The sequence below is a fragment of the Alcaligenes aquatilis genome (assembly GCF_003076515.1).
Taxonomy (GTDB): domain Bacteria; phylum Pseudomonadota; class Gammaproteobacteria; order Burkholderiales; family Burkholderiaceae_B; genus Alcaligenes; species Alcaligenes aquatilis.
The window spans coordinates 794,002-817,434 of record NZ_CP022390.1; the positions used below are offsets into that span (position 1 = coordinate 794,002).

Below are 23,433 nucleotides of genomic sequence, written 5' to 3' on the forward strand. Positions count from 1 at the left end.
AACCTTTGTGCTTACACTGAAGGCCTTGATGAACAAAGGAGCGATACATGCAAGCACATGACATTCTTCCCGATCACGCCAGCGAAGTTCAGATTGCTGGCACCACTATTCGCAAAGGCACGGTTGGCGCCTTTCTGGCCAATGCAGCGACGTTGCGCCAGCCTGGTGTCAGCGATGCACAACGTCAGCGTGCCTTGAACGATATTGTGGCGGCCTTGCCAGCCTTGAAAGCCTTGGGCTTGTTTGATGCCTTGGAGATTCGGGACCCTCAGTTGCGTGATTTTGTGGAGTCTAGGCTGTGATGAGAGGTGAAGGCGCAACGGTTCGTCCGTATTGGCTGCGCGATACCGCCTGCTTGTATTTATCCGGCGGCTTGATGCGTGCCTTTGGAGGCATCCCCTATTTAGGCGTGCGCCGCTTTGATAGTGGCTGTCTTTATTGATGGCAAGGAGCCGCTTATGCAAGTCGATGACACGCAGTTTCCATTGGTGTTTTTAAGAGAACACAGCCCGCAGCAAACACCGCAACAGGCGCAGGATCAATTAGAGGCCTTGTTGAATCGGGGCCAACGCTTTGTCTTGTTGACTGACAGAATGGGCGGTGAAGATCCTGCTCATGAAGAAAGCCATGAAGATCGCAAGCAACGTGCCCTGTTTTTCAAGCAGAACAAGCCGCGTTTGAAGGCGTTGTGCGCTGGCATGGTGGTGATCAGCAAGGGGCGGACCATCCCTGCCGCCGCACGCTTGGCGCAGCAAACCTTGGGCCGGGTGTTGGGCCTGCAATTCAGTTTTGTTGTGGATGAGGGCGAGGCACGGCTTGAAGCCAGCCGTTTGCTGGCCCGTTAAATTGCGGGCGGCATGGCTGCCAGAAAGAGGAAGTCAGATCAAAAGAGGGACCACAGGCCGTGTGATGCGGCCTGTTTTTGTGTGCGATTTAGTTGGCTTGCAAATCCAGCGTGCTATCCAGGTGTATGCGTTCAAAGTCTGAAATCAGCACCTGAATACGAATATCCCAGCTGGCCAGATGCGGCAGCTCGACATTACTCACCTCCCATTGATCCTGTCGCGTGAGTTTCGCCGGAAAGGTAATGGATTCCACTCCAGCCTGCGGGTTGCTGAAAATGACCTCCACCTCTTGAGCCTTCAAGGGACTGAAATCGGGCTCGTATAAAGAGACGGTTAGAATGGCCGGGCGCTGGGCGGTGGCCGGAATGTACAACAGGTCCGCCCTTACTGCTTCAGTATGGATATGACTGGAAATGGTGGGGGAGACGAGCTGGGCCAAGGCGCGCGGAGGTGGGGTAAAGCGCCACAAGGCGGCCACGGCCAAGATCAGCACCACCAGCACATACTCCAGACGAACCACACGCCGCAGAGCTTGCCGAGCATTGCTACGCTGCTGCAAGACGGCTTGGGTCAGGCGATAGCGGTTGTAGGCTCCCAGAGCCAGCAAGAGCAGAACCAGAATCAGCTTGGCACTGAGCACTTGCCCATATCGGCTTTCCCATAGCGAGGCGAGCTGATCGAATTGCACGTAGATCAGTGCGGCTCCGCTCAGGATCAGGACCAGCAGGATGGCGGGAATCCAGCGCGAGAACAGGGTCAGCAAGCGGGATTCCTGAGCCTGTTCAAGCGCGTAGGCCAAAGGCAGGAAAGAACCCATCCACAATGCCAGCGCCACAACATGCAGCCAGACACTGAGCCGGGACAAGCAGGCGGGATCTGCCGTGCTGGCATGACCGCTGGAAGCCAGAGAAGCCCCCAAAAGAGTCAGCGCTAAGGCGGCCAGCCATTTCTGGCTAGTGGGACTCCTTGCCTGCCAGGAAAGGGCGGCACAGGCCAGGGCGACCCAGCCCAGCAGCACGGCCACGCCCATCGAGGTCGATACAGCCGTTTTCCAGGCCGTCGTGCCGAACAAGGCGGACAGCGGCAAGTCCAGCGCATCGACACCGACCAAACCCAGGTTTAGCAATAAGGCTATGGCACCTAAAGCCAGCATGCGCGGTGCGAGACGACTTTGCTGGGCTGAGGTCTGGTTTGATGTTGAGGTCAGCGCCCGATAGACCACCCAGCCTATCCCTGTAAACAGACCTAGATAGCCCAAGAGTCGAGCCAGCCAGATCAGGCCGTTTCTGACGGGATTGCTGCGGGTGCTGTCCATCAGGTTTGCGCTGGGCGTTCCAATGGCAAATGTCAGTGTTCCGCCGACGGGATGGCCGTCGGCAGAGATGACTCGCCAGCTCAGTCCATAAGTACCCTCGGTCTCCATGGGCGGCAAGGCCAGTTCCAGCCGCTGGTCTTGCATCAAAACGTCCCCCAGTTCTTCGGAGGAACCGTCGGGACGAATCAAGGTCATCAGCAAGGGGGAGACGGACTCATTGAAACTTAGGCTGGCGGTTCTGGGCGACTGGGCCAGTATTGTGCCGCTATCGGGCTTGCTGGCCACCAAGGACGCATGAGCATGCAGAGCTGGCACCCAGGCCAGCAAAAGCAAGGCGATCAGCAGCACAAGCAATGGGTGGCAGCATGCCTGCCTATGCAGGGACTGGGTTTGCATAAGATCTCCTTTAGGCGGATGTCCAAGGGCAGCCGCCGCCTGGGTGTCTACGGTTTGGGCAACAGTTGCAGCGCGGGAGCAGGGGCGTCGGAATGGTCAGCCGCTTTCTGGGTGTCCGGTGCCGCTTGATCAATCCAGCGCTCCACGCCTTGCTCGCATTCCTGCACAACCGGGAAGTAGAGCGTGCTATTGGGTTTGAGCTCATCGCCTAAGTAGCTGATGAACACGAACTCGTCATAGTGCTCGTCCTGCAAAGGGCCGCCAGCCCAGACCACTTCCTGAACACCGGAGCTGACTTTGGCACCCCAACGCGTATAGGCCTGCTTGTAGTCACCTTTTACGGTTTCCAGCGTCCAGCCTGCTTTGGGTTGTGGTTTGACGCCGACCACGCCTTCAGGAATACGGACACGGATTTTGGTGGTGGCAGAGCCTTTGCAGCCATGCGGCACGGACAGAACAGCCTTGTAGCTGCTGCCCACCGGGGCTTGCTTGGTTTGCAGGGAAACGTGTGCAACAGCGCAAGAGGCGAACAGCACAGCAGCCATGCCCAGAATGGCACGGGAAGACATAGAAGAAATTGACATTGAAAACCTCGGCTAGATAAGAAAAAAGAGACCGTCAAAGGACGGGGACCTATCAAGCGAGGAGTAAGGGCGGGGCGCGTGAACCTAAAGGCGGGCCTTGTGCAGGTAGCGGGGGCCGGGTTTGATTGCTCTCGGCCAACAAAACCGGCCGATATGTAATCAGGCTGATCAGGACAGGCGCATCCAAGGTCGGCAACAAGGCGGGGGACGCCGCGATACCAAAGGGACAATCCTGCTGGTTTTGATGTGTATCGGAATCCGCCTGGCCATCTTGGCCGATCAGATCAATCCAGAGCGTATTGGCTGAATTGCCTGCTGTACAGAAGGTAATGGCAAAGCCATTATCTTGTGCAGAGTGGCTAGGCATATAGCCTGCTGGGACGATGGCGCGACAGACGTAGGCTAGCAGAGCCAGGCAAAACAGAAATTGCCAGACTCGGATTTCGCGAAAAACGAAATGGGGACCCAGGGCGCGCATGCGGAAAAGTATATTACAAAAGAGGTGGCCGACAGATGAGGTGTTTGTCAGTTATCTGGCGCCAAACTTTAAGTGTTTCACTCTTTACGCTGTTTAATAGCGGTGACGGCTAGCTGGGTCGCCACCGTCAAAGGCCCTGGCAGTTGGTCCAATGCAAACCAGTCCATGCCGCTGTGCTTTTCTGGCTCCTGCACCACCGCTTGGCCGGTGAAAGATGTCGCCCAATAGACAGGCGCAACCCAGTGCTCTCCTTTGTTGGCATCAATCTGGTTCACATTGACCAGCAGCTCCAGGCTATCCAAACGCAACCCCACTTCTTCCATAATTTCGCGTTTGACGGCTTGCTCCAGGGTTTCCAGCCAGTCCACTTTGCCGCCCGGGATGCCCCAGTGCTCGGCTTCCGGCTCACGTACGCGCTTGAGCAGCAAGATTTTTTCGTTTTGCATAATGACTGCACCGCAGCCCACTCGTATGGTTTCGTCCATGTCTACGTCTCTAGTTTGTTAAAAGGGCGTCAAGTGGCCCCGAGCGTCAATCACACGTAAAAAAAGCCGCGAACACAGGGGGCGGCTTTGGTTAGCTAAGACAAAGCAGCGCTTAGGGAAAACCGGCACATTGTTCTAGAAACGCAGGCCGTGAGGCCAAGCGGTGGTAGTAGTCTTCGGCCGCCTGCAGTTTCGGGCGATCAAACGGCGTATTCAGCCAGCGGTGAATGGACAGGCCCAGAATAATATCGGCCAGGCTGAACGCCGGTCCGGCTGCATAGGCTTGGGTTTGAGCCAACTGTTTATCCAGAATGGACATCATCTGTGCCCAGGCCGATAACGATGCCTGGACCTGCCCCGCATCCTGGTGTTGGGGTGACTGCCGTACCAGGCTCATAAACGCATAGGACCAGGATGGGTTCAGCTCGCACGCCTGCCAGTCTATCCATTGATCTACCTTGGCCCGTTGCCAGGCATCTTGCGGATACAAGGCCGTTGACGACTGGCGATTGGCCAGATAACGCACGATGGTATGGGACTCCCACAGCACGCGATCCCCATCCAGCAGGACGGGGATTTTTGCGTTGGGGTTCAGCGCAAGGAATTCGTCCGTGTTGACGTCCTTGAAACCGAGGCCCCAATCCTGCCGCTCAAACTCCAGACTTAGCTCCGCGCAGGTCCACATGACTTTACGCACATTGATGGAGGATTCTCTGCCAAGAATGGTCAGCATGAGGGGGCTCTGAGGCGCAGATTATTTGTTGGCAGGCAGCAGTTCGTCACGGCGTTCAATGATGCGTGAGATCAGGCCATATTCTATGGCTTCCTCGGCACTCATCCATTTGTCGCGTTCGATATCGTCGCGCACACGCTCGATAGGTTGGCCGGTTTCACGGGCAATCACTTGAGCGATACGTTCGCGCGCTTTCATGATTTCCTGGGCTTGAATGGCCATATCGCTGGCCTGACCACCGGCGCCACCGCTGGGCTGGTGAATCAGAAAACGGGTTTGTGGCAGGCATACGCGGCGCTCGCGAGCCGCGCCCAGGAACAGGTGGGTGGCAGCACTGCCAACCCAACCGGTACCGACCATGGTGACGGGCGAGGAAATAAAACGCACCACATCGTGGATGGCGTCGCCCGATTCCAGGTGACCACCGGGCGAGGACACGATCATGGTGATGGGGGCGGTGGATTCGGCATCCAGCGCCAGCAGCTTGCGCACGGTTTCCGAGGCGAGCTTATCCGTGATGGTGCCAAAGACCAGCACAGTACGGGCGCGGAAGGCTTTTTCTTCCAGAAAGGCGCTATCTTGAGGGCTGGTATCAGAGCGAGTTTCTTTTTCTTGGCCAAGCATGGGTGAAGACTCCAAGGGATACGTGTTCTGTCTGCTAAGGAAAATCGATTGCTCGACTATATCCCGACTGATGATCAACCGGGCTTTCACTTGGCAATTTTTGTGGTTTTTTTTGTCCGGGCTGGGGGCGCCCAAGCGCGTTCCGAGCAGGCAGACAAATCAACAGCAGGGTGGTTTGCCCTGCATGTTCGTCATAGTCTCATGCTTGTTTGGTATTTGATCGGGAGAACAAGACCCTATCGTCCTGCTTCTTGGATCAGCATCCGAGAAAGGCGCTGATCTACAAGCTGTGGCTGGGCCTGGAGACCTGCCACAGAACCCCGATAGCTCATTGGAAACGCTTCTCTCAACAGTGACACGACGCCCCCTGTCACTAAAAAAGATACCTGTCGCTTCAGGCGCTTGATGCTAAAACGGGACTGCACCAGATCAGTTGCCAAGGTCGAAGAAGTCCCTGCTTAAAAACGCTTTTCCAGCTTCAGCGCGACTTCGGTTTGCTTGTATTTGAAGGCCCAGTCGATATTGCTGTTGTTGAAGGTGTGCTTCAGATACAGATTGGGCGTAATGCCTTGGAACGCAAAGCGTGGCATGCCCACGTTCAGGATATAAATCTGTTGCCGGTCCTTGCGCAGCCCACCCAAGAACAAGTCCTCGGCATCGTGACGGGTCTGCCGGTACAGTGCCGTGGCGTTGATGTTCAAGCCTGCATCAAAGGCCCTGTAAATTCCCAGATTTGCCATATAGCTGCGGCTTTGTGCGGTTTGCTGAGACTGCAGATTACGGGTGTAATTCAGGCCCCCGTAGACCACGGTTTTTGCATCGATCAGATACGAGCCGTACAAGCCTATCTGGTTCTCTTTGACGCCTTCAAAGTACTGCCGTAAATCGCCTTTGTAGGACAGGCTCTTGTGCTGGGCATTCACGCCCACTTGCAGCCTGTCGCTAAGATTGTGCTTCCAGTCCACGCGCCCACCCCAGGACTGATAGCTGGTGCGACGGTTGGTGTAATTGTTCTCGAACAAGGGCGTAATCGACAGGTCGTTTTTAGCGTCCTGATAGTTGTAGCCCGCGTAAATAATGCTGGTGTTGTCGCTGTAATAAATGTCCTTGGGCTCGGCTTGCTTGTGCTTGTCGTACAGATTGCCGTAGCTCAGGCCGCGCAGCAGCAGATTGTGGTTGCCGCTTAGCTGGAAACGCCGGTTCAAGGTCAGGTCGTAGACCATGGCCGTGGATTTGACCGGGTCCGGCATCTTGCGCACTGACGGAAAGCACCCAAAGAAATAGCAGGTAAAGAAGGTGTCTTCCTGGCCGTTTTCTTTGTTGATATTGCTGTTGTAGCCCAGTCCAATCGAGGCTGAACCGTGCCAGGCATTGCGGTCTTGCAGGGCACCCTGAAAGCCTTCGATCACGGGTCGCACTTCATCCGGAATACCGGCAGAGGAAATCTGGCTGAACAGTTCCTTGGCTTCGCTGGATTGATAGTCCTCGAACAGCAGGCGTGCCAGCTCCAGCTTGGCGCGCATCATAGTGGGATCGCTTTCCTGAGCCTGGCGCAGCTTGCTGATCGCCAGGCTGTGATTGTCCTTGCTACGGGCCACCATCCCTTGAGCCATCAGCACCAGGGCAGGGTTGTGGCCGGGCAGCTCCTGATACTTTTCTACAAACTGATCCACCTTGGCCCACTGTTGCAGATTGATGGCGACATAAATGGCCGGTTCCAGATCGGTCAGCGTGGCATCGACGCTATAGGTTGTGCCGTTGATGGTGATCAGGGCCGAGGGGTCCCCATCGGGCGGGGTTTCTTCCACTAAATGGGAGCGTTCGCGTTCGTTCAGATTGCGGTCGATTTGATTCAAAAGTCGGCGCGTATCGTCGTCGTTGGCTTGCACCGCGCTGGATGCCATGGCCAGCAGCAGGCACAAAAGGGGAAGGGCTCGCCCATGCATGAATGAAAACCTTGCAAGAAAAAGGGGAGATGGACGCAGGGTCCGGAGAGAAAGGGGATCGAGCTTGTCGATCCCCCTTTTCTTATGGCAACACTAGGGTGTTGTCAGAGGCGGATTACTGTTTTGCACCGCCGAAGGCCATGTCATTGGCACCGTTGGCTGGGTTGTAGTAAATACCTGCCAAGGCGTCAGCGGCTGCGCCGTAGAATTGGCCCTCAATTTTGGCTGTACTACCGCTAAAGTTTTTAGCGAAAGAGCCATCGGAAGCAATGGTTGTGCCATTAAACAAAACAGTACCAACCAGACCAGCCAGGGTACCTGTACCACCACCGTAGTTGGCGGTCAGGGTGCCTTTGGAGATACCTGCTTGAGTGCCAGGGTTGTACTGGTTGACGCCTACAACATCGTACTTGGCATTGACCAGGTTAGGCATGGCTGTAGTTGGGTTTTCGCCAGTGTAGAACACCGTGCGGTCAGCATGGCTCAGGTTCAGATCCGTGCTGCTTGCTGGAGGTGTGCCGGCTATGCGGGGAGCCCACTCACCAAAATACACTTCCTGGCCGGAAACCTTGGCAACTACTTCGCCACCGAAGTGGGGGTAGCCCGGCAGAGGATTGTTCAGTTGGCGATAGGCGTAAATTTGAGTGCCTGTTCCTACACCGCTGGTGATGGTATGGCGCCATGTTTCAGCAATGTTTGTTCCCAAGGGCATTTGAATATATCCGTTGCCATCAGCACCACCCAGCACTTGATTGGTTTGCCAAAGAGGACCGCTTTTGAAGCTCACCACACCCGATTGTTTGGTGGCGTCATATGGGTCAGTACCTGGCATGGAGATACCAGCTTCGCCTTGAGCCATCATTGTGGACTCTTTATTAGCCACTACAAATGCTTTCGAGGAACCACCAGCGACGGGGGCAGCGAAGCTGCTGGCGGAGGCCAGCAGGAAAGCCGAAACAATAGCCAGTTTTTGTACATTCAGACTTGCTTTCATTACGAACTCCATTAAGTGAAGAAAAAGGGCGTTTTTACGAAAACGACCAAAAAAACCGATTAACTTAAAAACGTGCTGTCATACCGACACGCACTGTCCGTCCAGGGGCCGGCATAGAGGTGCGGGCCATAGGGTCCAGGTAGTACTGATTAGTTAGATTGCTGATTGCCACGTCCACATTCAGGTTTTTCTGTACCTGATAGCTGGCGTAGGCATCGAACACCAAAATGGGGTTCCAGTAGTTCGTTCTGTTAAATGCCCAGCCAAGGCCACCAAAATGGCCTTCATCTTTGTTTTTCGCAGCGCTGTGATACACCGCACGTGCTCCGAGCAGTAGTTTCTTTTCCAGCAGGCGTGCACCGACATCCAGATTCAGGGAGTACTGCGGTTGCAGACTGGTTCTGGCAAAGGTGCGAGGGAAGCCTCCATCAACGCAGGCAGGAATGTTGTCGCTTCCTGCGGCTCCAGGGATGGGCATAAACGTCTGGGCGTAGTCGGCGTCGCAGAGCTGTTGCTTCAAGCGGTATGTGCCGCCAAAGTTCGCAAAGTATTTACCGCTATCCACGCGAGCTTGCAGTTCAATACCGGACATTTTCTTCTCGGCAAACTGCACGGTATTGAAGTCCCAGTCCCGGTCTATATAGTCTTTGATCCGGTTGTTGAAGTAATTGATCTTGACGTCTGCATATTCCAGGCTTGGGAAGTAGCTGCTCAGATTGTGGACATAGCCGATTTCCCAGTTGTAGGCATGTTCAGGACGAGTAGCTGCCCCGGTCGAGCGCTTGCTGCCGCCAGCCAATGCCATGGAGGATTCAAACAGGCTTGGAAAGCGTACAAATTCGTTGTAACGGGCATAAAGACGAATATCGTCTGTAATGAAGGCTGTCAGCCCGATGTGAGGAACCCAAGCATGGTCTTTTTGTTTTTTAGGTTCTTCCCATTTGTTGGGTATTTCAGATTCGTCTTGGTAAACAGGTTTGCGATTGCTTATCGAGGCAATGTATTTGTCTACTGTGCCTTTTTGTCCCTGCGCATCGGTGACTTGCTCTGTTGAGTCAATTTCGCCATTGGTAAAGGGGTTATTGGCAGTAAAACCTTTGTGACTTTCGCCAGAGGGAACAAAAACCGTTTCTTCGGTATAGCGATAGCCGTTAATTTTTCCTTTATGAAATGAATCGCCTAGTATTTCTTCAAATGATTTTTTGCTTGTATGCCCGAAAACGGCCTCCAGCATGCTCGGATCTAAATCGGAAATGAACTGCCAGTCTTCTTCATATTGCTTGTACAGGGGGAGTTCTCTTTCAATGATTTGGCCTTCGTAATCAGCAACTTCTTGGTTGCTCATTAAGCGCTGAACCTGGTAGTTATAGCCTTTCAGAGCAGGCTGAATTGCCCAGTTTTTATGCTGCTGACTACGCATTTCGGCCAGCTTGTCGTCGTACGACCAGTAGTCGCTATAGCGTGCACCAGCATTCACCTGCAGCCAGTCCACAGGCCGCCAGTCGAAGTTAAAACCAAAATTCCATTGCTGACGTGTCCCCGAGCGAGGCCCCATGTGGTTCACGCCCCAGGTCAATTCATTCAGGTGCTCGAGCTTCTCCGACGCGTCATGCTGCTTGAGCTTTTCTCGTGTGAAATCAGCCGATAAGCTCAGATCCAGAGTTGGGTGCAAAGTCATGGCGTTGCTAAGGTTCAGCCCGCTACGCCTATGGTCGGTAATTTGCAAGGCTCTGGGGATGATGTTGAAACGTCCGTCTGTATTGGGCAGCTTTTCTGGGGCGGTAGGCGGTACCCAAGCGCATTCAGAGCCGTTTGTGCCCAGGACATGGCAATTTGTGTAGTTGTCCCAGTCACCATCGCGTCCGTAATTAAGACCTTGGCCTTGAATCCCATAAATGACGTCGCCATTCTGATGACGCTCACTATCGCTTTGGGTAATCCAGGCTCCGGCCTTCAAGTTGATGAAACGACTGCCTTCGGGATTCCAGGAGTAGTTCAGGTTCCAGGTGTCTTGTTTGACCTTGCTATACGGGTTTTCGGTTTGGAGGATATTTTTTTCGCCATAGCCATCCAGGGCGTGGATGGCCCAGACCACGTTCCATGGCACGTTTTCGCCAAAGGTATGGTTGCTGCGCATGTAGCTCATATCAATGGCTTGATCATGAGGTAGGCGCAACGTGCCTTTCAGCAGCGTGGTTTCCAGTTCGCTGGATGTGTTCAGAACTTCTTCACCAGGACGGTAGTACTTGGCGATGTAGCTCACTCTGGGGAAGGAGTACGACGGGTTGTAGTCGCTATTTGCGTCCTCTTGCCAAGTGTCGTTCTCGTACTTCTCGCTACCCTTTTTACCGCTGTAATAGTTGCCGCGACTGCGGTAGCTGTAGGCGGCCAACAGGTCAAAATGTTCTTGTTGCGTGGCGATGGCCAGACGATAGGAGTGATCTTCAAAGTTGAAGTTCTTGCCGCTATTCCCGACTTTCGGCATACGGTCTGCAGAAATGTACTCAGGTAGAACAACGCTGTTGAGGCCTCCTCTATCAAAGACCGCCCCCGGAATATCGCGATAGTCCTTTCCGAAAATCCCAAAAGCCCGCTCATTCGGCTTGGTTGAATTCGTCGCTGTCTCCGCCTTCAGCTCAATCCCGAAGGTCTCACCCGGTTTGACAATATCTTCCACCTGCAGCGTGCGGATCTGCACCGATCCGCCAATCCCGCTGGCCCCCGACGTTGCCGACACGCCTTTTTCCACCAGAATGCTGCTGATCATATTGGGATCAACATAGTTGCGGTTGGCGACCCCGGCCGGTCCCAGCCAGACTGATGTGGCCTGTTCCGTGCCGTCAATCGTCAGTGGAATGCGGCCTTCACCCTGGATACCGCGAATGTTCGGGTCCAGCGCGCCGCTATTGCGCGAGTCCCCCGCATACACACCATTCAGGCCCTTGAACAAGTCCCCCACGGAGCTGCCCTTGTATAGCTCGATTTCCTCCTTGCCGGCGTACACATTGGAGACGTCTTTCTCGAATACATCGGTTTTACCCGCCTCATCGCGGGTTTCTCGTACGACGGTAATGGTGTCCAGGCGAGTGGCTCGGTCCGTGTCTTCCTGGCTCTCATCCTGACGGGAAGAGGGTGGGGCGCTGCCCACGCTTTGAGCCTGTGTCTGCCCGGCCCAGGAGGCCAGAATCAAGGCATACACCAGCGGCTTGAGCGCGTGTTTTTTGTGTAGGGGGGAAAGGGTAGCGGACATAGAACGAACCAGGGCTCCGTGTGAAAAATAACAATCTGTCGTGGGGAAAGGCTCCCGTTTGTTGGCCAGGTTCACCCCTTGTCTCAAAAGGTGGGGAATGGCACGGGGATATTATTCCTATTAATGAGAATAATTATCACTTAGATTGATATGCGGGACGGAGCAATTCCTATGCAGAACCGGAAATCCGCTGCAATGGCAGGAACTTGTCAAAGCAGAAGGGGAACTTTTCAGGGAGAGGGCCGCAGGGGGCGGCCCGAAAAGAAGGGTGGGCCTCTATGAATAAAGAGGCCGAAAACAGCGGAAATACAAGGGTTTAGGCGCGCTTGTTGCCAAAAATGGATTTGGGTGAGCGGCCAAAGTAGCGTGTAAAGGCGACGGAAAAATTATTGGGGTATTTGTAGCCCACTTGCCAGGCAGCCTGGGCCACTTGTTGGCCGGACTCCAGCAAGGTATAGGCTTTGCGCATACGCAGTTCCAGCAGCAGGCCGATAGGCGTGTTGTCGTACAGATAGCGAAAACCTTCTTTAAGTTTGTGCTCGTTAATGCCTACCGTCGTAGCCAGATACTCCACCGTGATTGGCTGGTCCAGTTGCGAACTGAGCAAATCGCGTGCTCGCTCAACCCGCTGAATATCATCCACCGACAGCGGGGCGCTGTTGGGGGCGTCGGGCGGAGCCAGGCGGTTGAACTGCTCGGCCAGCAAGCTTAGTGCATGGATTTGCAGGTTCAGCCTGTGGTGATGAATGGGCTGCTCCGGGGTGCACGGCTGCATATAGCGTGCCAGTGCCGCAGCATGGGCCATGGTGGCCTGGCTGCTGGCATGAAAAGACAGACGATGCAGTCCCACGCAATCCATCAATTGGGTGGCGCGTTCCGAGCCCACGTATTTGTTCAAGGCCGCCTCGCTGATGACCAGACGTAATTGCGATACGGACTGGTCCTCTTGATAGTGGCGTTCCCCCCGCAGAGATCGGAAAGCTGTCACCGTGGTATGGCCTGCCTTGAACAGCAGGTCTGAACTCTCCCGTCCCTGATAGGCCGACTGTCCTTGCAGACCCACGGTCACCACAATGACACGGCCCGCATGAGGGCCGTTGCTTTCTTCAACCAGCGATCGGCTGGGGTGATAGTGCAAACGGCCTAACAAAAACCCGTGTTCCAGCTCCACGCATTCGGAATAGCAGTGGCCCAGTTCTTCGGGAAGTTGCAGCCGGACTCGGCCATCGCTCAGAGCGCGGCATGATCTGGGTTCATCCGTGGTTAAGCGATAGCCACATTTGCGCGTATTCATCATTTCTCCTGCTAAAAGCGCCTCGCATATGAATTGCTCCGTTCAGCATAGATCTTAATGCAAATAATTCTCATTAAATATATATCATTTCTAGCTGTCATGGCAGAGGGAAGGGCCATTGTGGAATTTACGGAGGGAAAAACAGTGCTGGATCGATCGCAAGGAGACGTTGTTTTGCCGGAGCAATTGTTGCAGTCGCATGCGCTGCAAGCCTGTTGGGACGCGCAATTGGCGGGCTTAAGTGCCGATGCCTTGAACCTGGCTTTGGGGTATGGGGTGTTTGCGCATCTGGATCAGTTTATCGCTGCCCAGGAGTTGGCGCTTGTGCTCAAGTGGGACGCTGACAACACCGCTTATCTGCTGGAGTTGTTGTGGAGTCTGGAATTGCTGGAGTGTCAGTGGACCTGTCCGCGACGCTATCGCAGCCTGCCCCAAACGGCGCGTTATCTGAATCCGGGTTCGGCGCAATATTGTGGCGATGCCTTGCTGTTTCGGCATGGCGTTTTGCGCCAGGTGGGCAATCAGTTGGAAGAGCTGCTGCGTAATGGCAAATCGCCTCCGGCGGATCCGGCCCTGATTCAGCAAGGTTGGGCAGCGGCGGCGCGCTCGCAAATTGCCCAGGAGCAAACGGCGGTAACGGCTGAGGTGGCCTGTGAGATTTTTGGGGCCGTGCCGCAGTTCTGGCGGGCGCAACGTTTGCTGGATTTGGGCGGTGGGCCGGGCCTGGTGGCTATTGCCTTGGCACAAGAGCAGCAGGACTTGAATGCCGTGGTGTTCGAGTACGAAGCAGCGGCGGCCGTCGCTCAGCAAAAAATTCTTGATGCCGGCCTGGAAACGCGTGTCAGCACCTTGGCCGGTGATCTGCTGGTGGACGATTTCGGGGCGGATTACGACCTGATCTGGTGCTCCTCCGTGCTGCATTTTGTGCCGGACATTCCCGCTTTGCTGGCCCGTCTGTATCGCGCCTTGCGCCCCGGTGGGGTGCTGGTGTGCTGTCACGCCGAAGTGCATAAGGAAGTCAGCAAGGCCAAACGGATTTTGCATTACTACCTGCATATGCGTATGCAAGGCCGCCAGGTGCTGCCGGAAGGGCAGTTGGCCCAGTTGCTGGAACAAGCCGGATTTGATGAGGTTCAGCAGTTTGATGAGGTGCGCTTTCCGGTTGCGCCCGTCACTGCATTGATTGCGCGCAAGGCGTGCAAAGGGTGATGAGAATGAAGACGTGGAAAGCGTGGGGGGCACAGTTGCTGTTTGGCTGGATGAATCTGGTGCTGGCTGTCCCCAGTATTTATTTGATGCTGGGCCTGCCCCTGGTGATGCGCCAGCATGGCTGGTCCGGCACTGAGATAGGCTTGTTTCAGTTGGCGGCCTTGCCCGCTGTTTTCAAGCTGGTGCTGGCCATGCCGGTGCAGCGCGTTCGCCTGGGGGGCGGGCATTTTGTGCATTGGCTGTGGTTGATGGCGGTCTTGTTGCTGGCTTTGTATGTAGGCATAGGCCGCGAGAATCTGATTGATCAGCGGACCCTGCTGTTTGCCCTGACGTTTGCCATCAGCATTGTGGCGACCTGGATGGACATCCCTTTGAATGCCTTGGCCGTGCAATACCTGCCGCGCGAGGAACAGTTGCGTGCGGGCAGTATTCGTTCTGCCGCCTTGTTTCTGGGCGCGATTGTTGGGGCAGGGGTGATGGTGCTGGTGCAGGCCCGCTGGGGTTGGCAGGCACCGTTCGCCTTGATGGGCCTGGGGCTGGTTGTGGGTTGTTTGCCCTTTGTGTTTCTGCGCTCTAAAGCGGGCTTGCACGTGGCAGAGGCCGAGCAGGCGCCGCCTGGTTTTGTCGCTGATTGGGTCAGTTTTTTTGGGCAGGAAGGGGCCAAGCAATGGACCAGCTTGCTGCTGACCAGCTTTCCCTTTATTGGTGCCGTCTGGTTTTACTTGAAACCCTTGATGCTGGACCAGGGCATGCCCCTGGAAGAGGTAGCCTGGACGGTCGGGATTGCTGGTGGCATTACCGGTGCCGTGTTCAGCCTGATTGGTGGTCGTTTGGCCTCATTCCTGGGTGCCGCGCGTGCCATTCCTATTTATCTGCTGGCGGCTTTGCTGTCTCTGGTTCTGCTGATGGTCTCGGTCTGGGCCAAGCTGGGCCCGGTGTGGCTGATCAGCAGTGCCCTATTGATTGCTGCCAGCATGGGGGCGGTGTCGGCCTTGCTGTTTGGCCTGACTATGTTTTTCACCCGTAGACAGCGCAATGCTTCCGACTACGGTTTGCAGTCGACCATCTTCACCTTGGCGCGCATGGCTGTCCCGATTGCGGCGGGCATTGTGCTGGACCGCTTCGGGCAAGTCGTCATGCTGGGTGCCTTGACCTTAGGCGTTCTGTTCGCCTTTGTACTGGCTTGGCGCGTCCGCCACAGCGTTGGTGCCAGCACTGAAGTGTTGCTGCGCAGCCAGTAAATCCTCTGCTGAAAACGCCGGCGTACATAGGCTGCGTTGGCGTTCATCGTTTTTGCTCCGTTTTGCATAGAAATTAGAGCCCGAAGGCTATTGTGCCATGTTCGGTCATATTTGAGAATAAGTCTTGTTCGTATTCATATGTATTTAACCAGGAGTCATGATGACCTTGCCCCCTTTAGTTGAACCCGGTGAGCCCTTAAGCCGCGAAGAGGTGAACCGTTATAGCCGTCACCTTTTGATTCCCAATGTGGGCATGGAAGGCCAGCGCCGCATCAAAAATGCCAAAGTGCTGGTCATCGGGGCGGGGGGCCTGGGTTCGCCCACCTTGCTGTACTTGGCCGCGGCCGGGGTGGGCACACTGGGCATCATCGACTTTGACCGAGTGGATGAATCCAACCTGCAGCGCCAGATCATTCACACCGTAGACAGCATTGGCGAGCTGAAAGTGGAAAGCGCCAAGCGTGCGATTCAAAAGCTCAACCCCCACATCAAGGTAGAAACCTATACCGACCGCTTGGAACCGGATACGGCGGTCGAGCTGTTCTCGCGCTACGACTTGATTCTGGACGGCACCGATAACTTCGCGACCCGCTATCTGGTCAATGATGCGTGCATGCTGGCCGACAAACCCTATGTCTGGGGTTCGATTTTCCGCTTTGAAGGCCAGGTCTCGGTGTTCTGGGAAAACGCGCCCGGTGGAATAGGCTTGAACTATCGTGATCTGTACCCCGAACCGCCACCCCCCGAGCTGGCTCCCTCTTGCGCGCAGGGCGGGGTGTTTGGTGTCTTGTGCGCCTCGATTGCCTCCATCATGTCCACCGAAGCCATCAAGTTGATTACCGGCATTGGTGATCCTTTGATCGGTCGTCTGATCGCTTATGACGCATTGGATATGTGCTACCGCGAACTGCCTATCCGTCGCCTGCCCAATCGTACGCCGGTCACTGAGTTGGGTGACTACCAAACCTTCTGCGGCCTGAACCCACCTGCTGATGCTATGACCATTCCCGTGCCTGTCATGACGGTGTTGGAGCTGAAAGAACGGCTGGACCAAGCGCAAGCCCCCGTCCTGGTGGACGTACGCGATCCCAATGAATGGGAAATCGTGAACATTCCTGGCGCCATTCTGATGCCCAAGTCTCCCACCGTCGCTGCCGAGATTCTGGCTGCCTTTGGTCCGAATGCGGATCTGGTGATCTCGTGCCGCTCCGGTGCGCGCTCCAAGGCCGTGTGCGAAGAGTTGATCAAGTTGAATGCCCCCAAGGTGCGCAATCTGGAAGGTGGCGTGCTGGCTTGGGTAGAGCAGGTCGCTCCCGAATTGGCGTCTTACTAAGTTCGGGAAGGAGCACATCATGGCCTTGCAGATTCGTCGTTCTGCCTTGGAACAAGTTCTGAATCATGCCAAGCAGGATCACCCCATCGAGGCATGCGGACTGATTGCCGCCCAGGAAGGCTCGCTGGTGGCTGAACGTGTGCTGCCCATGCAAAACCGGGCGGCCTCGGAGGTGTTTTATCAGTTCGATTCGCGCGAGCAATTTCAGGTCTACCGCCGTCTGGATGAGGACGATCAGGAGTGCTGCGTGATCTACCACTCCCATACCGCCAGCCAGGCTTTTCCCAGCAAGGACGACATTGATTTTGCGGGCCATCCCGAACTGCATTACCTGATCGTGTCCACCTGGGATCAGGCCACGGTGCCGGTTCGATCCTTCCGGATTATCGATGGCGGTGTGACCGAAGAAACCATTGTGATTGTCTAGGGAACAGCGTCGCTCCTAAGGGGGCGTGCGTCCCGGCTGTTGGAAACCACTATTTCAAAGGAGTTTTAAGCATGTCCATTTCAGTCTCTATCCCGACCTTGCTGCGTCCATTGACGAATGGCGAGAAGAAAGTCCAGGCCCAGGGCACTTCGGTAGGCGAAGTGATCGAGCATCTTGAAGGTCAGTTTCCCGGCATCAAGGCACGTCTGATGAGCGGCGAAGACCTGCACCGTTTTGTGAACATTTACGTAAACGAAGAGGACATCCGTTTCAGCAATGGCCTGAAAACTGCCACCTGCGCTGGCGACAGCCTGACCGTACTGCCTGCCGTGGCAGGGGGCTAAGACCGCCTGGTCTGGATTTTCATGGTGCAAGTGCTGGTTTCTGCAATCAGCACTTGGCGTGTGCATCACTCTGGTTTGGAACTATGTCTGAATTACTACATGGCTGCGGATTACGTTGGCAGATGGGCTCACCGCCCCCGTACTGGCAGGGCTTGCCCGCTGCCTTGAGCCGTCAGGCCCGATTGCTGGGTTTGTCCGAGCAAGCCGCAGGCCAGCAAGACGAAGCAGCATTCAGCCTGCATTCGCCTGATTTTGGAACGATTAGCACGCGTCTGGAAACCGAGGCGGGCGGCATGACGCAAGCCGCGATCAGCGAGCTGAGCATGCAGGCTGCCAGCGGTATCTTGTCCGTGCATGGACGCTCCAGTGGTCCGTCGGGTACCTTGGGCCTGGATTATCTGGCTGTGCTCAGTTCAGCCATGAGCTTGCAGGCGACCTTGGCAGCCGCCTTGGGCCAGTTGCGTGGCGGGCGTTTCTCCACGGTGTCGGTCTCGCCCTTGGCTTGTGGCTTGCTCAGTATCGGTCAGTATTTGGCCGGGGCAACGGCGGCCCAGGATCCCGAGCAGTTATTGGCAGGCAGCTACGATCCCGGCTTGCGGCCGCCCTTTGTCTCGCAAGACGGTGTGATCTTCGAGTTGGAAACGCTGGACCCCCGACCCTGGCGCGCCTTTTGGGAAGCGGTGGGCGTACCGGCTGATTTGGCTGGTCAGGCCTGGAAAGCCTTTTTGCTGCGTTATGCCAAGGCGGTGTGCCCTATGCCAGAGACGTGTTTACGCCGTTTGCGAGCGTTGAACTTTGCCCGCTTGCAGGAATTGGCCGTGCAAACAGGAATGGCCATTTTGCCGGTGCGTACACCGCCTCAACGCCAGAGCGATAGTGATTACGCGGCCTTGGCTGGTCTGTGGCAGCATCAGATTCATGCCGCGTCTGACTCCTTCTTGCGCGCCTTGCCGTCCAACGCCGATTTGCCCTTGCGCGGTTTGCGGGTAGTGGAGTCTTGCCGCCGGATTCAAGGGCCGATTGCCGGTCATTTGCTGGCGCTCCTGGGGGCGGAAGTGATCCGTCTGGAACCGCCCGGTGGCGATCCCTTGCGTGCTATGCCGCCTTGCGTGGATGGTTGTTCGGTGCGTTTTGATGCGCTCAATCAACTCAAGACGGTGCAGGAAGTGGACATCAAGTCGGCTCAAGGCCGCCAGGCCATTTACGAGCTGGTGAGTCAGTCCGATGTGTTCCTGCATAACTGGGCGCCGGGCAAGGCGGCCGAACTGCAACTGGATGCTCAGGACTTGCATGCGGTGCGCCCGGATCTGGTCTACGCCTATGCGGGCGGTTGGGGGCAGGAGCAAGTGGACGCACCGGGCACGGACTTCACGGTGCAAGCCTGGTCGGGCATTGCTCACACCATTTCTCAAACCTCGGATGCACGGGGTGGGTCTTTGTTTACGGTGCTGGATGTGCTGGGCGGCGTGATGGCCGCGCTGGGTATCAGTGCCGCCTTGCTGCGCCGGGGCCTGAGCGGGTCGGGCTTGCGGGTAGACAGTTCCTTGCTGGCCACGGCCGATCATCTGGCCCAGGCCGCCTCTCCTATTAGTAAAACCGGCGTGTCGGCGGTGTTCCAGACGGGCGATGGCTTTATGGTCATCGACTGCCAGGATCAAACGCATTTGCACGCGCTGGCCGGGTGGCTGAATGTGTCGCCCGATGCCGTTTGGACGGTCTTGCCGGATCGTCTTCTGTCCCAGTCTGCCCTGAGCCTGGAGGCGCAACTGGATGTGCTGGGCATACCGGCCCGCCACGTCCCAGGCAATCTGGCGCAACTGCGTGCTGATCCACGCCTGGCGTCCCATTTCCATGACAAGGGCTATTCGTCTGTTAATTCTCCCTGGAGGTTTGTATGAATCACGCTGGCATCATCGATCTGGTCCCCGCGTCATTGCGCCAACGCTGGATAGAGGACGGTACCTACCCGAACAAGCCGGTCTTTACGCTGTTCGCGGAAAAAGCCCAGGCGCATCCGGACAAGCTGGCGGTGCTCTCGCCACAAGGCAATATCAGCTATAGCGCCTTGATGGATGCGGCCCTGCGTCTGGCAGCTAATCTGCGTCGTGCGGGCATTATGGCGGGCGATGTGGTGGCCTATCAGCTTAGCAACCATTGGGTGTGCTGCGCCATTGACCTGGCCGCCGCCGCGTTGGGGGCGATTGTGGCGCCTTTCCCACCCGGACGGGGCAAGCTGGATATTCAATCGCTGGTGCGTCGTTGCGATGCACGGGCGGTGATTGTGCCGCATGAATATGCAGGCATTGATTTGTGCGACGTGATCGAGTCCTTGCGGCCGACGTTGCTGTCCTTGCGTGTTCTGATCGTGCAAGGCCCATCGCGTCCGGGCTGGCTGACCTTGGATTCCCTGTTCGAGGGCGAGCCTTTGGCCTTGTCCGAATTACCCGAGGTGTCCCCCAATTCGCCGGTACGTTTGCTGGTGTCCTCCGGTACCGAATCCGAGCCCAAGCTGGTGGCGTATTCGCACAATGCCCTGGTGGGCGGGCGCGGCCGATTCCTGCAACGCATTTCCCCCAACGATGTGGAGTTCCGGGGCATGTATCTGGTGCCGCTGGGCTCGTCGTTTGGCTCTACGGCCACCTTTGGCGTGCTGTGCTGGTTAGGTGGTTCTTTGGTGGTCTTGCCCAAGTTTGATGTACCTAGTGCGATTGCCGCCATCAATGCCTTCAAGCCTAGCTTCATTCTGGGCGTGCCCACCATGTTCCAGCGTATTGCGGCAGCGCCCGAGCTGGAAAAAGCCGATAAAGCCAGTTTGCGCGGCTTGATTGTGGGCGGCTCCGTCATTGACGAAGCTACCGTGCGCCGTTGCGTGGAAGCGTTTGAGTGCGGCTTTATCAGCCTGTACGGCTCGGCTGATGGGGTTAACTGCCACAACACGCTGGACGATCCCATCGACGTGGTCTTGAGCAGTGTGGGGGCCCCCAATCCGCAAGTGTGCGAGATCCGTCTGATTGATGACGAGGGTGCCGAAGTGCCGCACGGTGAAGTAGGCGAAATCACGGCACGCGGTCCCTTGAGCCCCATGCAATATGTGAATGCCCCGGAGTTGGATGCGCAGTATCGGGACGAGCAGGGTTGGGTGAAAACGGGTGATCTAGGCTATATCAATACGCAAGGGCAGTTGGTGTTGGCCGGTCGCAAGAAAGACATCATCATTCGTGGTGGTGCCAATATCAGTCCGGTGCAAATTGAAGGGCTGGTCATGGCTCACCCGGATGTGGTTACCGTGGCGTGCGTGCCGGTCCCCGATGCGGACCTGGGCCAGCGTATTTGCTTGTGCGTGACGGTGCGGGAAGGCGTGCCGCGTTTCTCCTTGAAAGAGATCACCGACTTCTTGCGTGAACAGGGCCTGGAAGTGAACAAGCTGCCCGAGTATCTGCGTTTTTACCGCAGCTTGCCGCTGACGCCTGCGGGCAAGATTGACAAGCGCGCCTTGGCTGCTGACGCTGCCGCTTTAGGTTCCGGGGCCAAGACTGCAGCAGGGATGGCCGCATGAGTCACTTTGCTATTTCCAGTGCGGCCTTGAGCCGCAAGCTGCGGCAGTTTGTGGATACCGAGATCATTCCTAACGAGGGCATTCTGGCTCAGGGGGACAATCTGGCCCGCGAGCTGACCCTGGACCTGACGCGTCGCGCCCAACAGGCCGGTTTGTTTGGCAGTTTCTACCCCATGCATCGTGGTGGTCGAATCGCCAGTTTGGTCGAATACTTGCCCGTGGCTGAACAAGAAGGGCGTTCTGAATATGGCCCCGGTATTTTCGGGGCGGATGCCACGCTGGACGCGTATATGTTGAGTCATCATGGCTCGGCCAGCGTCAAACAGCGCTTTTTGACACCCTTGCTCAAGGGCGATGCGGTGTCCAGCTATGCCATGTCCGAGCCGGACAGCATTGGTTCGATTCCCGCCACCATGCAATGTCAGGCTCGCCTGAAAGACGGGCAATGGCATGTGAATGGCCGCAAGTGGTTTATTTGCCGGGCGCAACTGGCCAGCTTTGCGACCGTGGTGGCGCGTAGCGCGGATGGCCCAGTGAATGAGTCCTTGTCCATGGTGATCGTGCCCACAGACGCAGCGGGCTTTAAAGTCGTACGCCCCTTGCCCTTGCTGGGACGTTATCAGGGGCAAAACGAGCTGCTGTTCAACAATGTGACCGTGCCAGAGGACTATGTTCTGGGCAGCGCCGGGCAGGGCATTGCCCTGATGCAAAAGCGTCTGGCCTTGGGCCGCATTTTGCGATCCGTGCAATGGTTGGGCTTGGCCCAACGCAGCTTTGACATCATGTGCGAGCGCATTCATTCAGAGCGCGGAGAATTGGCCCGTCTGGCGGACAAGCAACTGGTTCGGGCGCGGGTCTATCAGGTGTACCGCGCCATTATTTCGGCCCGCTGCTTGCTGCGCGAAGCAGCCATCAAGTTCGATGCGGGTTTACCCAATTCGGTGGAGGTGAATGTGGCCAAGCTGGCGGCGTCGGATGCGGTCAGCGAGGCGGCAGACTCCGCCATCCAGATCATGGGGGCCGAAGGGTTGGCCGATTGGAGTCCCTTGTCCGGCATCTACCGGGCAGCGCGTACCACGCATATTCTGGATGGGGCGGACGATGCCTTGATCAGCACGGTTGGCAAGCACTTGCTGCAAGCGCACTCCGCCATTCAAGAAACAGTAGAGATGAACAAGGCAGTCGCATGATGTTATCGACACGGGCAGGTCGTTCACCCTGGGTGCTGGCCAGTTTGATGACGCTGGCGATGGGCATGCCCATGATGGTGTTTTACGCTATCGGCGTCCTGGGTCCGCAAATCATTCAGGATCTGGACATCTCGCGTGAACAATTGGGCTGGTTGACCACCAGCACCTTTGGTCTGGCTGCCTTGCTCTCGCCGTGGGCGGGGGCCTTGGTGCAGCGCATGGGTAATCGGCAAGGTTTGTTTTTGCTGTTCCTGCTGGTGGCCATGTCCTTTAGTTTGATCGCGGTATTGCCGGGTTTCTGGGGCGTGCTGACAGCCTTGCTTTTGTGCGGCCTGGCGCAGTCCTTGGCGAACCCGGTGACCAATCAGGCCATTGCCCAGTTGGTTCCGGCAGAGCGCAAGGCCGGGCTGGTCGGTATCAAGCAATCCGGCGTGCAGGCTTCGGCCTTGCTGGCCGGTCTGGTCCTGCCCACCCTGGCCTACAAGCTGGGGTGGCGGGGGGCGTTTGTGGTGTGGGTGCCTGCCATGTTGTGCCTGTCCTATTTTGCCTTGCAGCTTTTGCCTGCCAGAGCCAATACCGTCGCCGGCAGCATGTCCTGGCGCTTGCCTTGGCCCAGCCCACAGCTTTGGCTGTTGATGGCCATTCAGTTGTGCGCGGGGCTGGTGCTGTCGTCCTTCATCACTTTTCTGGGCGTTTTTGCCCAGCAGTTGGGTGTGTCGCCGTACTGGATCGGGATGCTGGTCAGTGGCTTTGGGGTGATGGGGATTGTGTCCCGCGTTCTTTTGACGCCTATCGCCGCCCGCTTCGGCGATGAAACCTTGCTGCTTGGCATCCTGTTTGTGATCCCGATTGTGGCCTTGTTGCTGATGATGATGGCCGCCGCGGACAGGCTGTGGCCCTTGGGGGTAGGGGTTTTGGTGATTGGCTTGACCCTGGTTGCGACCAATGCAATTGCCATGAGTATGTTGTTGCGTGATGCCCGCTTTGGTGCTCCCGCCCGCACGGCAGGGCTTTTGTCCGTCGGGTTTTTTGGTGGCTTCGCCTTTGGCCCGCCCTTGTTTGGCGTGCTGCTGCGCTCGCCCGAAGGTTTTGCCGCCACCTGGCCGTTTTTGATGGGTATTTTGGTGTGCGCCAGCTTATTGTGCCTGATTCTGTACCAGGTGCGTCGCATCGCGAAAGGAGAGTGATG

The 23,433-nt window shown here is 56.5% G+C and carries 22 protein-coding genes; 12 read left to right on the top strand and 10 right to left on the bottom strand.

Annotation, left to right across the window (positions count from 1 at the left end):
* Positions 1–47: 47 nt before the first annotated feature.
* Genes CA948_RS03715 through CA948_RS03720 form a run of 3 tightly spaced genes read left to right on the top strand, consistent with a single transcriptional unit; the run spans position 48 to position 845 of the window.
* The gene (locus tag CA948_RS03715) at positions 48–302 is read left to right on the top strand and encodes a hypothetical protein (protein ID WP_094196473.1); all 255 of its coding nucleotides are present in this window, start codon (positions 48–50) and stop codon (positions 300–302) included.
* Complete coding sequence (locus CA948_RS17580) at positions 299–442, top strand: hypothetical protein (protein WP_159086112.1); 144 nt, start codon at positions 299–301, stop codon at positions 440–442. Before CA948_RS03715 ends, CA948_RS17580 begins: the two co-directional genes overlap by 4 nt.
* A 16-nt stretch (positions 443–458) precedes the next feature.
* Complete coding sequence (locus CA948_RS03720; RefSeq protein WP_108727361.1) at positions 459–845, top strand: hypothetical protein; 387 nt, start codon at positions 459–461, stop codon at positions 843–845.
* Between the two features lie 88 nt (positions 846–933).
* Here the strand turns inward: CA948_RS03720 and CA948_RS03725 are convergent, their stop codons facing one another.
* The 10 genes from CA948_RS03725 to CA948_RS03770 form a co-directional block, all read right to left on the bottom strand.
* Entirely contained in the window at positions 934–2,556 is a 1,623-nt protein-coding gene (locus tag CA948_RS03725; protein ID WP_108727362.1) for a copper resistance CopC/CopD family protein, read from the bottom strand.
* A gap of 47 nt (positions 2,557–2,603) precedes the next feature.
* Complete coding sequence (locus tag CA948_RS03730) at positions 2,604–3,140, bottom strand: YcnI family copper-binding membrane protein (RefSeq protein ID WP_108727363.1); 537 nt, start codon at positions 3,138–3,140, stop codon at positions 2,604–2,606.
* A gap of 52 nt (positions 3,141–3,192) precedes the next feature.
* Positions 3,193–3,507, bottom strand: a complete 315-nt coding sequence (locus tag CA948_RS03735; RefSeq protein WP_159086113.1) for a DUF2946 family protein — start codon at positions 3,505–3,507, stop codon at positions 3,193–3,195.
* 188 nt (positions 3,508–3,695) lie between these two features.
* A complete protein-coding gene (locus CA948_RS03740; protein WP_108727365.1) occupies positions 3,696–4,103 on the bottom strand; it encodes an NUDIX hydrolase in 408 nt (135 codons plus the stop codon).
* Positions 4,104–4,215: 112 nt separating this feature from the next.
* Positions 4,216–4,836 carry a glutathione S-transferase family protein gene (locus CA948_RS03745; protein WP_108727366.1) on the bottom strand — a complete coding sequence of 207 codons (621 nt, stop codon included), beginning with the start codon at positions 4,834–4,836 and terminating at the stop codon, positions 4,216–4,218.
* Between the two features lie 21 nt (positions 4,837–4,857).
* Positions 4,858–5,460 (bottom strand): ATP-dependent Clp protease proteolytic subunit, encoded by a 603-nt coding sequence (locus CA948_RS03750; RefSeq protein ID WP_094196482.1) that lies wholly within the window; start codon positions 5,458–5,460, stop codon positions 4,858–4,860.
* Positions 5,461–5,918: 458 nt separating this feature from the next.
* A complete protein-coding gene (locus CA948_RS03755) occupies positions 5,919–7,406 on the bottom strand; it encodes a surface lipoprotein assembly modifier (protein ID WP_108727367.1) in 1,488 nt (495 codons plus the stop codon).
* A gap of 115 nt (positions 7,407–7,521) precedes the next feature.
* The gene (locus CA948_RS03760; RefSeq protein ID WP_094196484.1) at positions 7,522–8,400 is read right to left on the bottom strand and encodes a Slam-dependent surface lipoprotein; all 879 of its coding nucleotides are present in this window, start codon (positions 8,398–8,400) and stop codon (positions 7,522–7,524) included.
* 64 nt (positions 8,401–8,464) lie between these two features.
* A complete protein-coding gene (locus tag CA948_RS03765; RefSeq protein ID WP_108727368.1) occupies positions 8,465–11,650 on the bottom strand; it encodes a TonB-dependent receptor domain-containing protein in 3,186 nt (1,061 codons plus the stop codon).
* A gap of 316 nt (positions 11,651–11,966) precedes the next feature.
* A complete protein-coding gene (locus tag CA948_RS03770) occupies positions 11,967–12,944 on the bottom strand; it encodes a helix-turn-helix domain-containing protein (protein WP_108727369.1) in 978 nt (325 codons plus the stop codon).
* 174 nt (positions 12,945–13,118) lie between these two features.
* On the opposite strand from CA948_RS03770, the gene CA948_RS03775 reads away from it, so the two are divergent.
* The 9 genes from CA948_RS03775 (at position 13,119) to CA948_RS03815 (ending at position 23,431) form a co-directional block, all read left to right on the top strand.
* The gene (locus CA948_RS03775) at positions 13,119–14,153 is read left to right on the top strand and encodes a class I SAM-dependent methyltransferase (protein ID WP_108727370.1); all 1,035 of its coding nucleotides are present in this window, start codon (positions 13,119–13,121) and stop codon (positions 14,151–14,153) included.
* A gap of 5 nt (positions 14,154–14,158) precedes the next feature.
* On the top strand, positions 14,159–15,394 hold the full coding sequence (locus tag CA948_RS03780; RefSeq protein ID WP_230018474.1) for an MFS transporter: 1,236 nt from the start codon (positions 14,159–14,161) through the stop codon (positions 15,392–15,394).
* A gap of 157 nt (positions 15,395–15,551) precedes the next feature.
* Entirely contained in the window at positions 15,552–16,727 is a 1,176-nt protein-coding gene (gene moeB, locus CA948_RS03785) for a molybdopterin-synthase adenylyltransferase MoeB (RefSeq protein WP_238988647.1), read from the top strand.
* 19 nt (positions 16,728–16,746) lie between these two features.
* Positions 16,747–17,154: a M67 family metallopeptidase gene (locus CA948_RS03790; RefSeq protein WP_003801262.1), complete on the top strand. Its 408-nt coding sequence runs from the start codon at positions 16,747–16,749 to the stop codon at positions 17,152–17,154.
* A gap of 71 nt (positions 17,155–17,225) precedes the next feature.
* Positions 17,226–17,498, top strand: coding sequence for a MoaD/ThiS family protein (locus tag CA948_RS03795; RefSeq protein WP_094196490.1), 273 nt, complete (start codon positions 17,226–17,228; stop codon positions 17,496–17,498).
* Positions 17,499–17,581: 83 nt separating this feature from the next.
* Positions 17,582–19,396, top strand: a complete 1,815-nt coding sequence (locus CA948_RS03800) for a CoA transferase (RefSeq protein ID WP_238988648.1) — start codon at positions 17,582–17,584, stop codon at positions 19,394–19,396.
* On the top strand, positions 19,393–21,054 hold the full coding sequence (locus CA948_RS03805; protein ID WP_108727374.1) for an AMP-binding protein: 1,662 nt from the start codon (positions 19,393–19,395) through the stop codon (positions 21,052–21,054). Before CA948_RS03800 ends, CA948_RS03805 begins: the two co-directional genes overlap by 4 nt.
* Positions 21,051–22,244 (top strand): acyl-CoA dehydrogenase family protein, encoded by a 1,194-nt coding sequence (locus CA948_RS03810; protein WP_108727375.1) that lies wholly within the window; start codon positions 21,051–21,053, stop codon positions 22,242–22,244. Before CA948_RS03805 ends, CA948_RS03810 begins: the two co-directional genes overlap by 4 nt.
* Positions 22,241–23,431: an MFS transporter gene (locus tag CA948_RS03815; protein ID WP_238988649.1), complete on the top strand. Its 1,191-nt coding sequence runs from the start codon at positions 22,241–22,243 to the stop codon at positions 23,429–23,431. Before CA948_RS03810 ends, CA948_RS03815 begins: the two co-directional genes overlap by 4 nt.
* Positions 23,432–23,433 lie beyond the last annotated feature (2 nt).

Bases quoted from the DNA above. Each gene is read 5' to 3' on its own strand.
- CA948_RS03740 (WP_108727365.1), bottom strand. From the start codon at position 4,103: ATGGACGAAACCATACGAGTGGGCTGCGGTGCAGTCATTATGCAAAAC.
- CA948_RS03805 (WP_108727374.1), top strand. From the start codon at position 19,393: ATGAATCACGCTGGCATCATCGATCTGGTCCCCGCGTCATTGCGCCAA.
- CA948_RS03715 (WP_094196473.1), top strand. From the start codon at position 48: ATGCAAGCACATGACATTCTTCCCGATCACGCCAGCGAAGTTCAGATT.
- CA948_RS03760 (WP_094196484.1), bottom strand. From the start codon at position 8,400: ATGAAAGCAAGTCTGAATGTACAAAAACTGGCTATTGTTTCGGCTTTC.
- CA948_RS03765 (WP_108727368.1), bottom strand. From the start codon at position 11,650: ATGTCCGCTACCCTTTCCCCCCTACACAAAAAACACGCGCTCAAGCCG.
- CA948_RS03800 (WP_238988648.1), top strand. From the start codon at position 17,582: ATGTCTGAATTACTACATGGCTGCGGATTACGTTGGCAGATGGGCTCA.
- CA948_RS03810 (WP_108727375.1), top strand. From the start codon at position 21,051: ATGAGTCACTTTGCTATTTCCAGTGCGGCCTTGAGCCGCAAGCTGCGG.
- CA948_RS03730 (WP_108727363.1), bottom strand. From the start codon at position 3,140: ATGTCAATTTCTTCTATGTCTTCCCGTGCCATTCTGGGCATGGCTGCT.
- CA948_RS03755 (WP_108727367.1), bottom strand. From the start codon at position 7,406: ATGCATGGGCGAGCCCTTCCCCTTTTGTGCCTGCTGCTGGCCATGGCA.
- CA948_RS03770 (WP_108727369.1), bottom strand. From the start codon at position 12,944: ATGAATACGCGCAAATGTGGCTATCGCTTAACCACGGATGAACCCAGA.
- CA948_RS03720 (WP_108727361.1), top strand. From the start codon at position 459: ATGCAAGTCGATGACACGCAGTTTCCATTGGTGTTTTTAAGAGAACAC.
- CA948_RS03790 (WP_003801262.1), top strand. From the start codon at position 16,747: ATGGCCTTGCAGATTCGTCGTTCTGCCTTGGAACAAGTTCTGAATCAT.
- CA948_RS03780 (WP_230018474.1), top strand. From the start codon at position 14,159: ATGAAGACGTGGAAAGCGTGGGGGGCACAGTTGCTGTTTGGCTGGATG.
- moeB (WP_238988647.1), top strand. From the start codon at position 15,552: ATGATGACCTTGCCCCCTTTAGTTGAACCCGGTGAGCCCTTAAGCCGC.
- CA948_RS03815 (WP_238988649.1), top strand. From the start codon at position 22,241: ATGATGTTATCGACACGGGCAGGTCGTTCACCCTGGGTGCTGGCCAGT.
- CA948_RS03745 (WP_108727366.1), bottom strand. From the start codon at position 4,836: ATGCTGACCATTCTTGGCAGAGAATCCTCCATCAATGTGCGTAAAGTC.
- CA948_RS03725 (WP_108727362.1), bottom strand. From the start codon at position 2,556: ATGCAAACCCAGTCCCTGCATAGGCAGGCATGCTGCCACCCATTGCTT.
- CA948_RS03735 (WP_159086113.1), bottom strand. From the start codon at position 3,507: ATGCCTAGCCACTCTGCACAAGATAATGGCTTTGCCATTACCTTCTGT.
- CA948_RS03795 (WP_094196490.1), top strand. From the start codon at position 17,226: ATGTCCATTTCAGTCTCTATCCCGACCTTGCTGCGTCCATTGACGAAT.
- CA948_RS03750 (WP_094196482.1), bottom strand. From the start codon at position 5,460: ATGCTTGGCCAAGAAAAAGAAACTCGCTCTGATACCAGCCCTCAAGAT.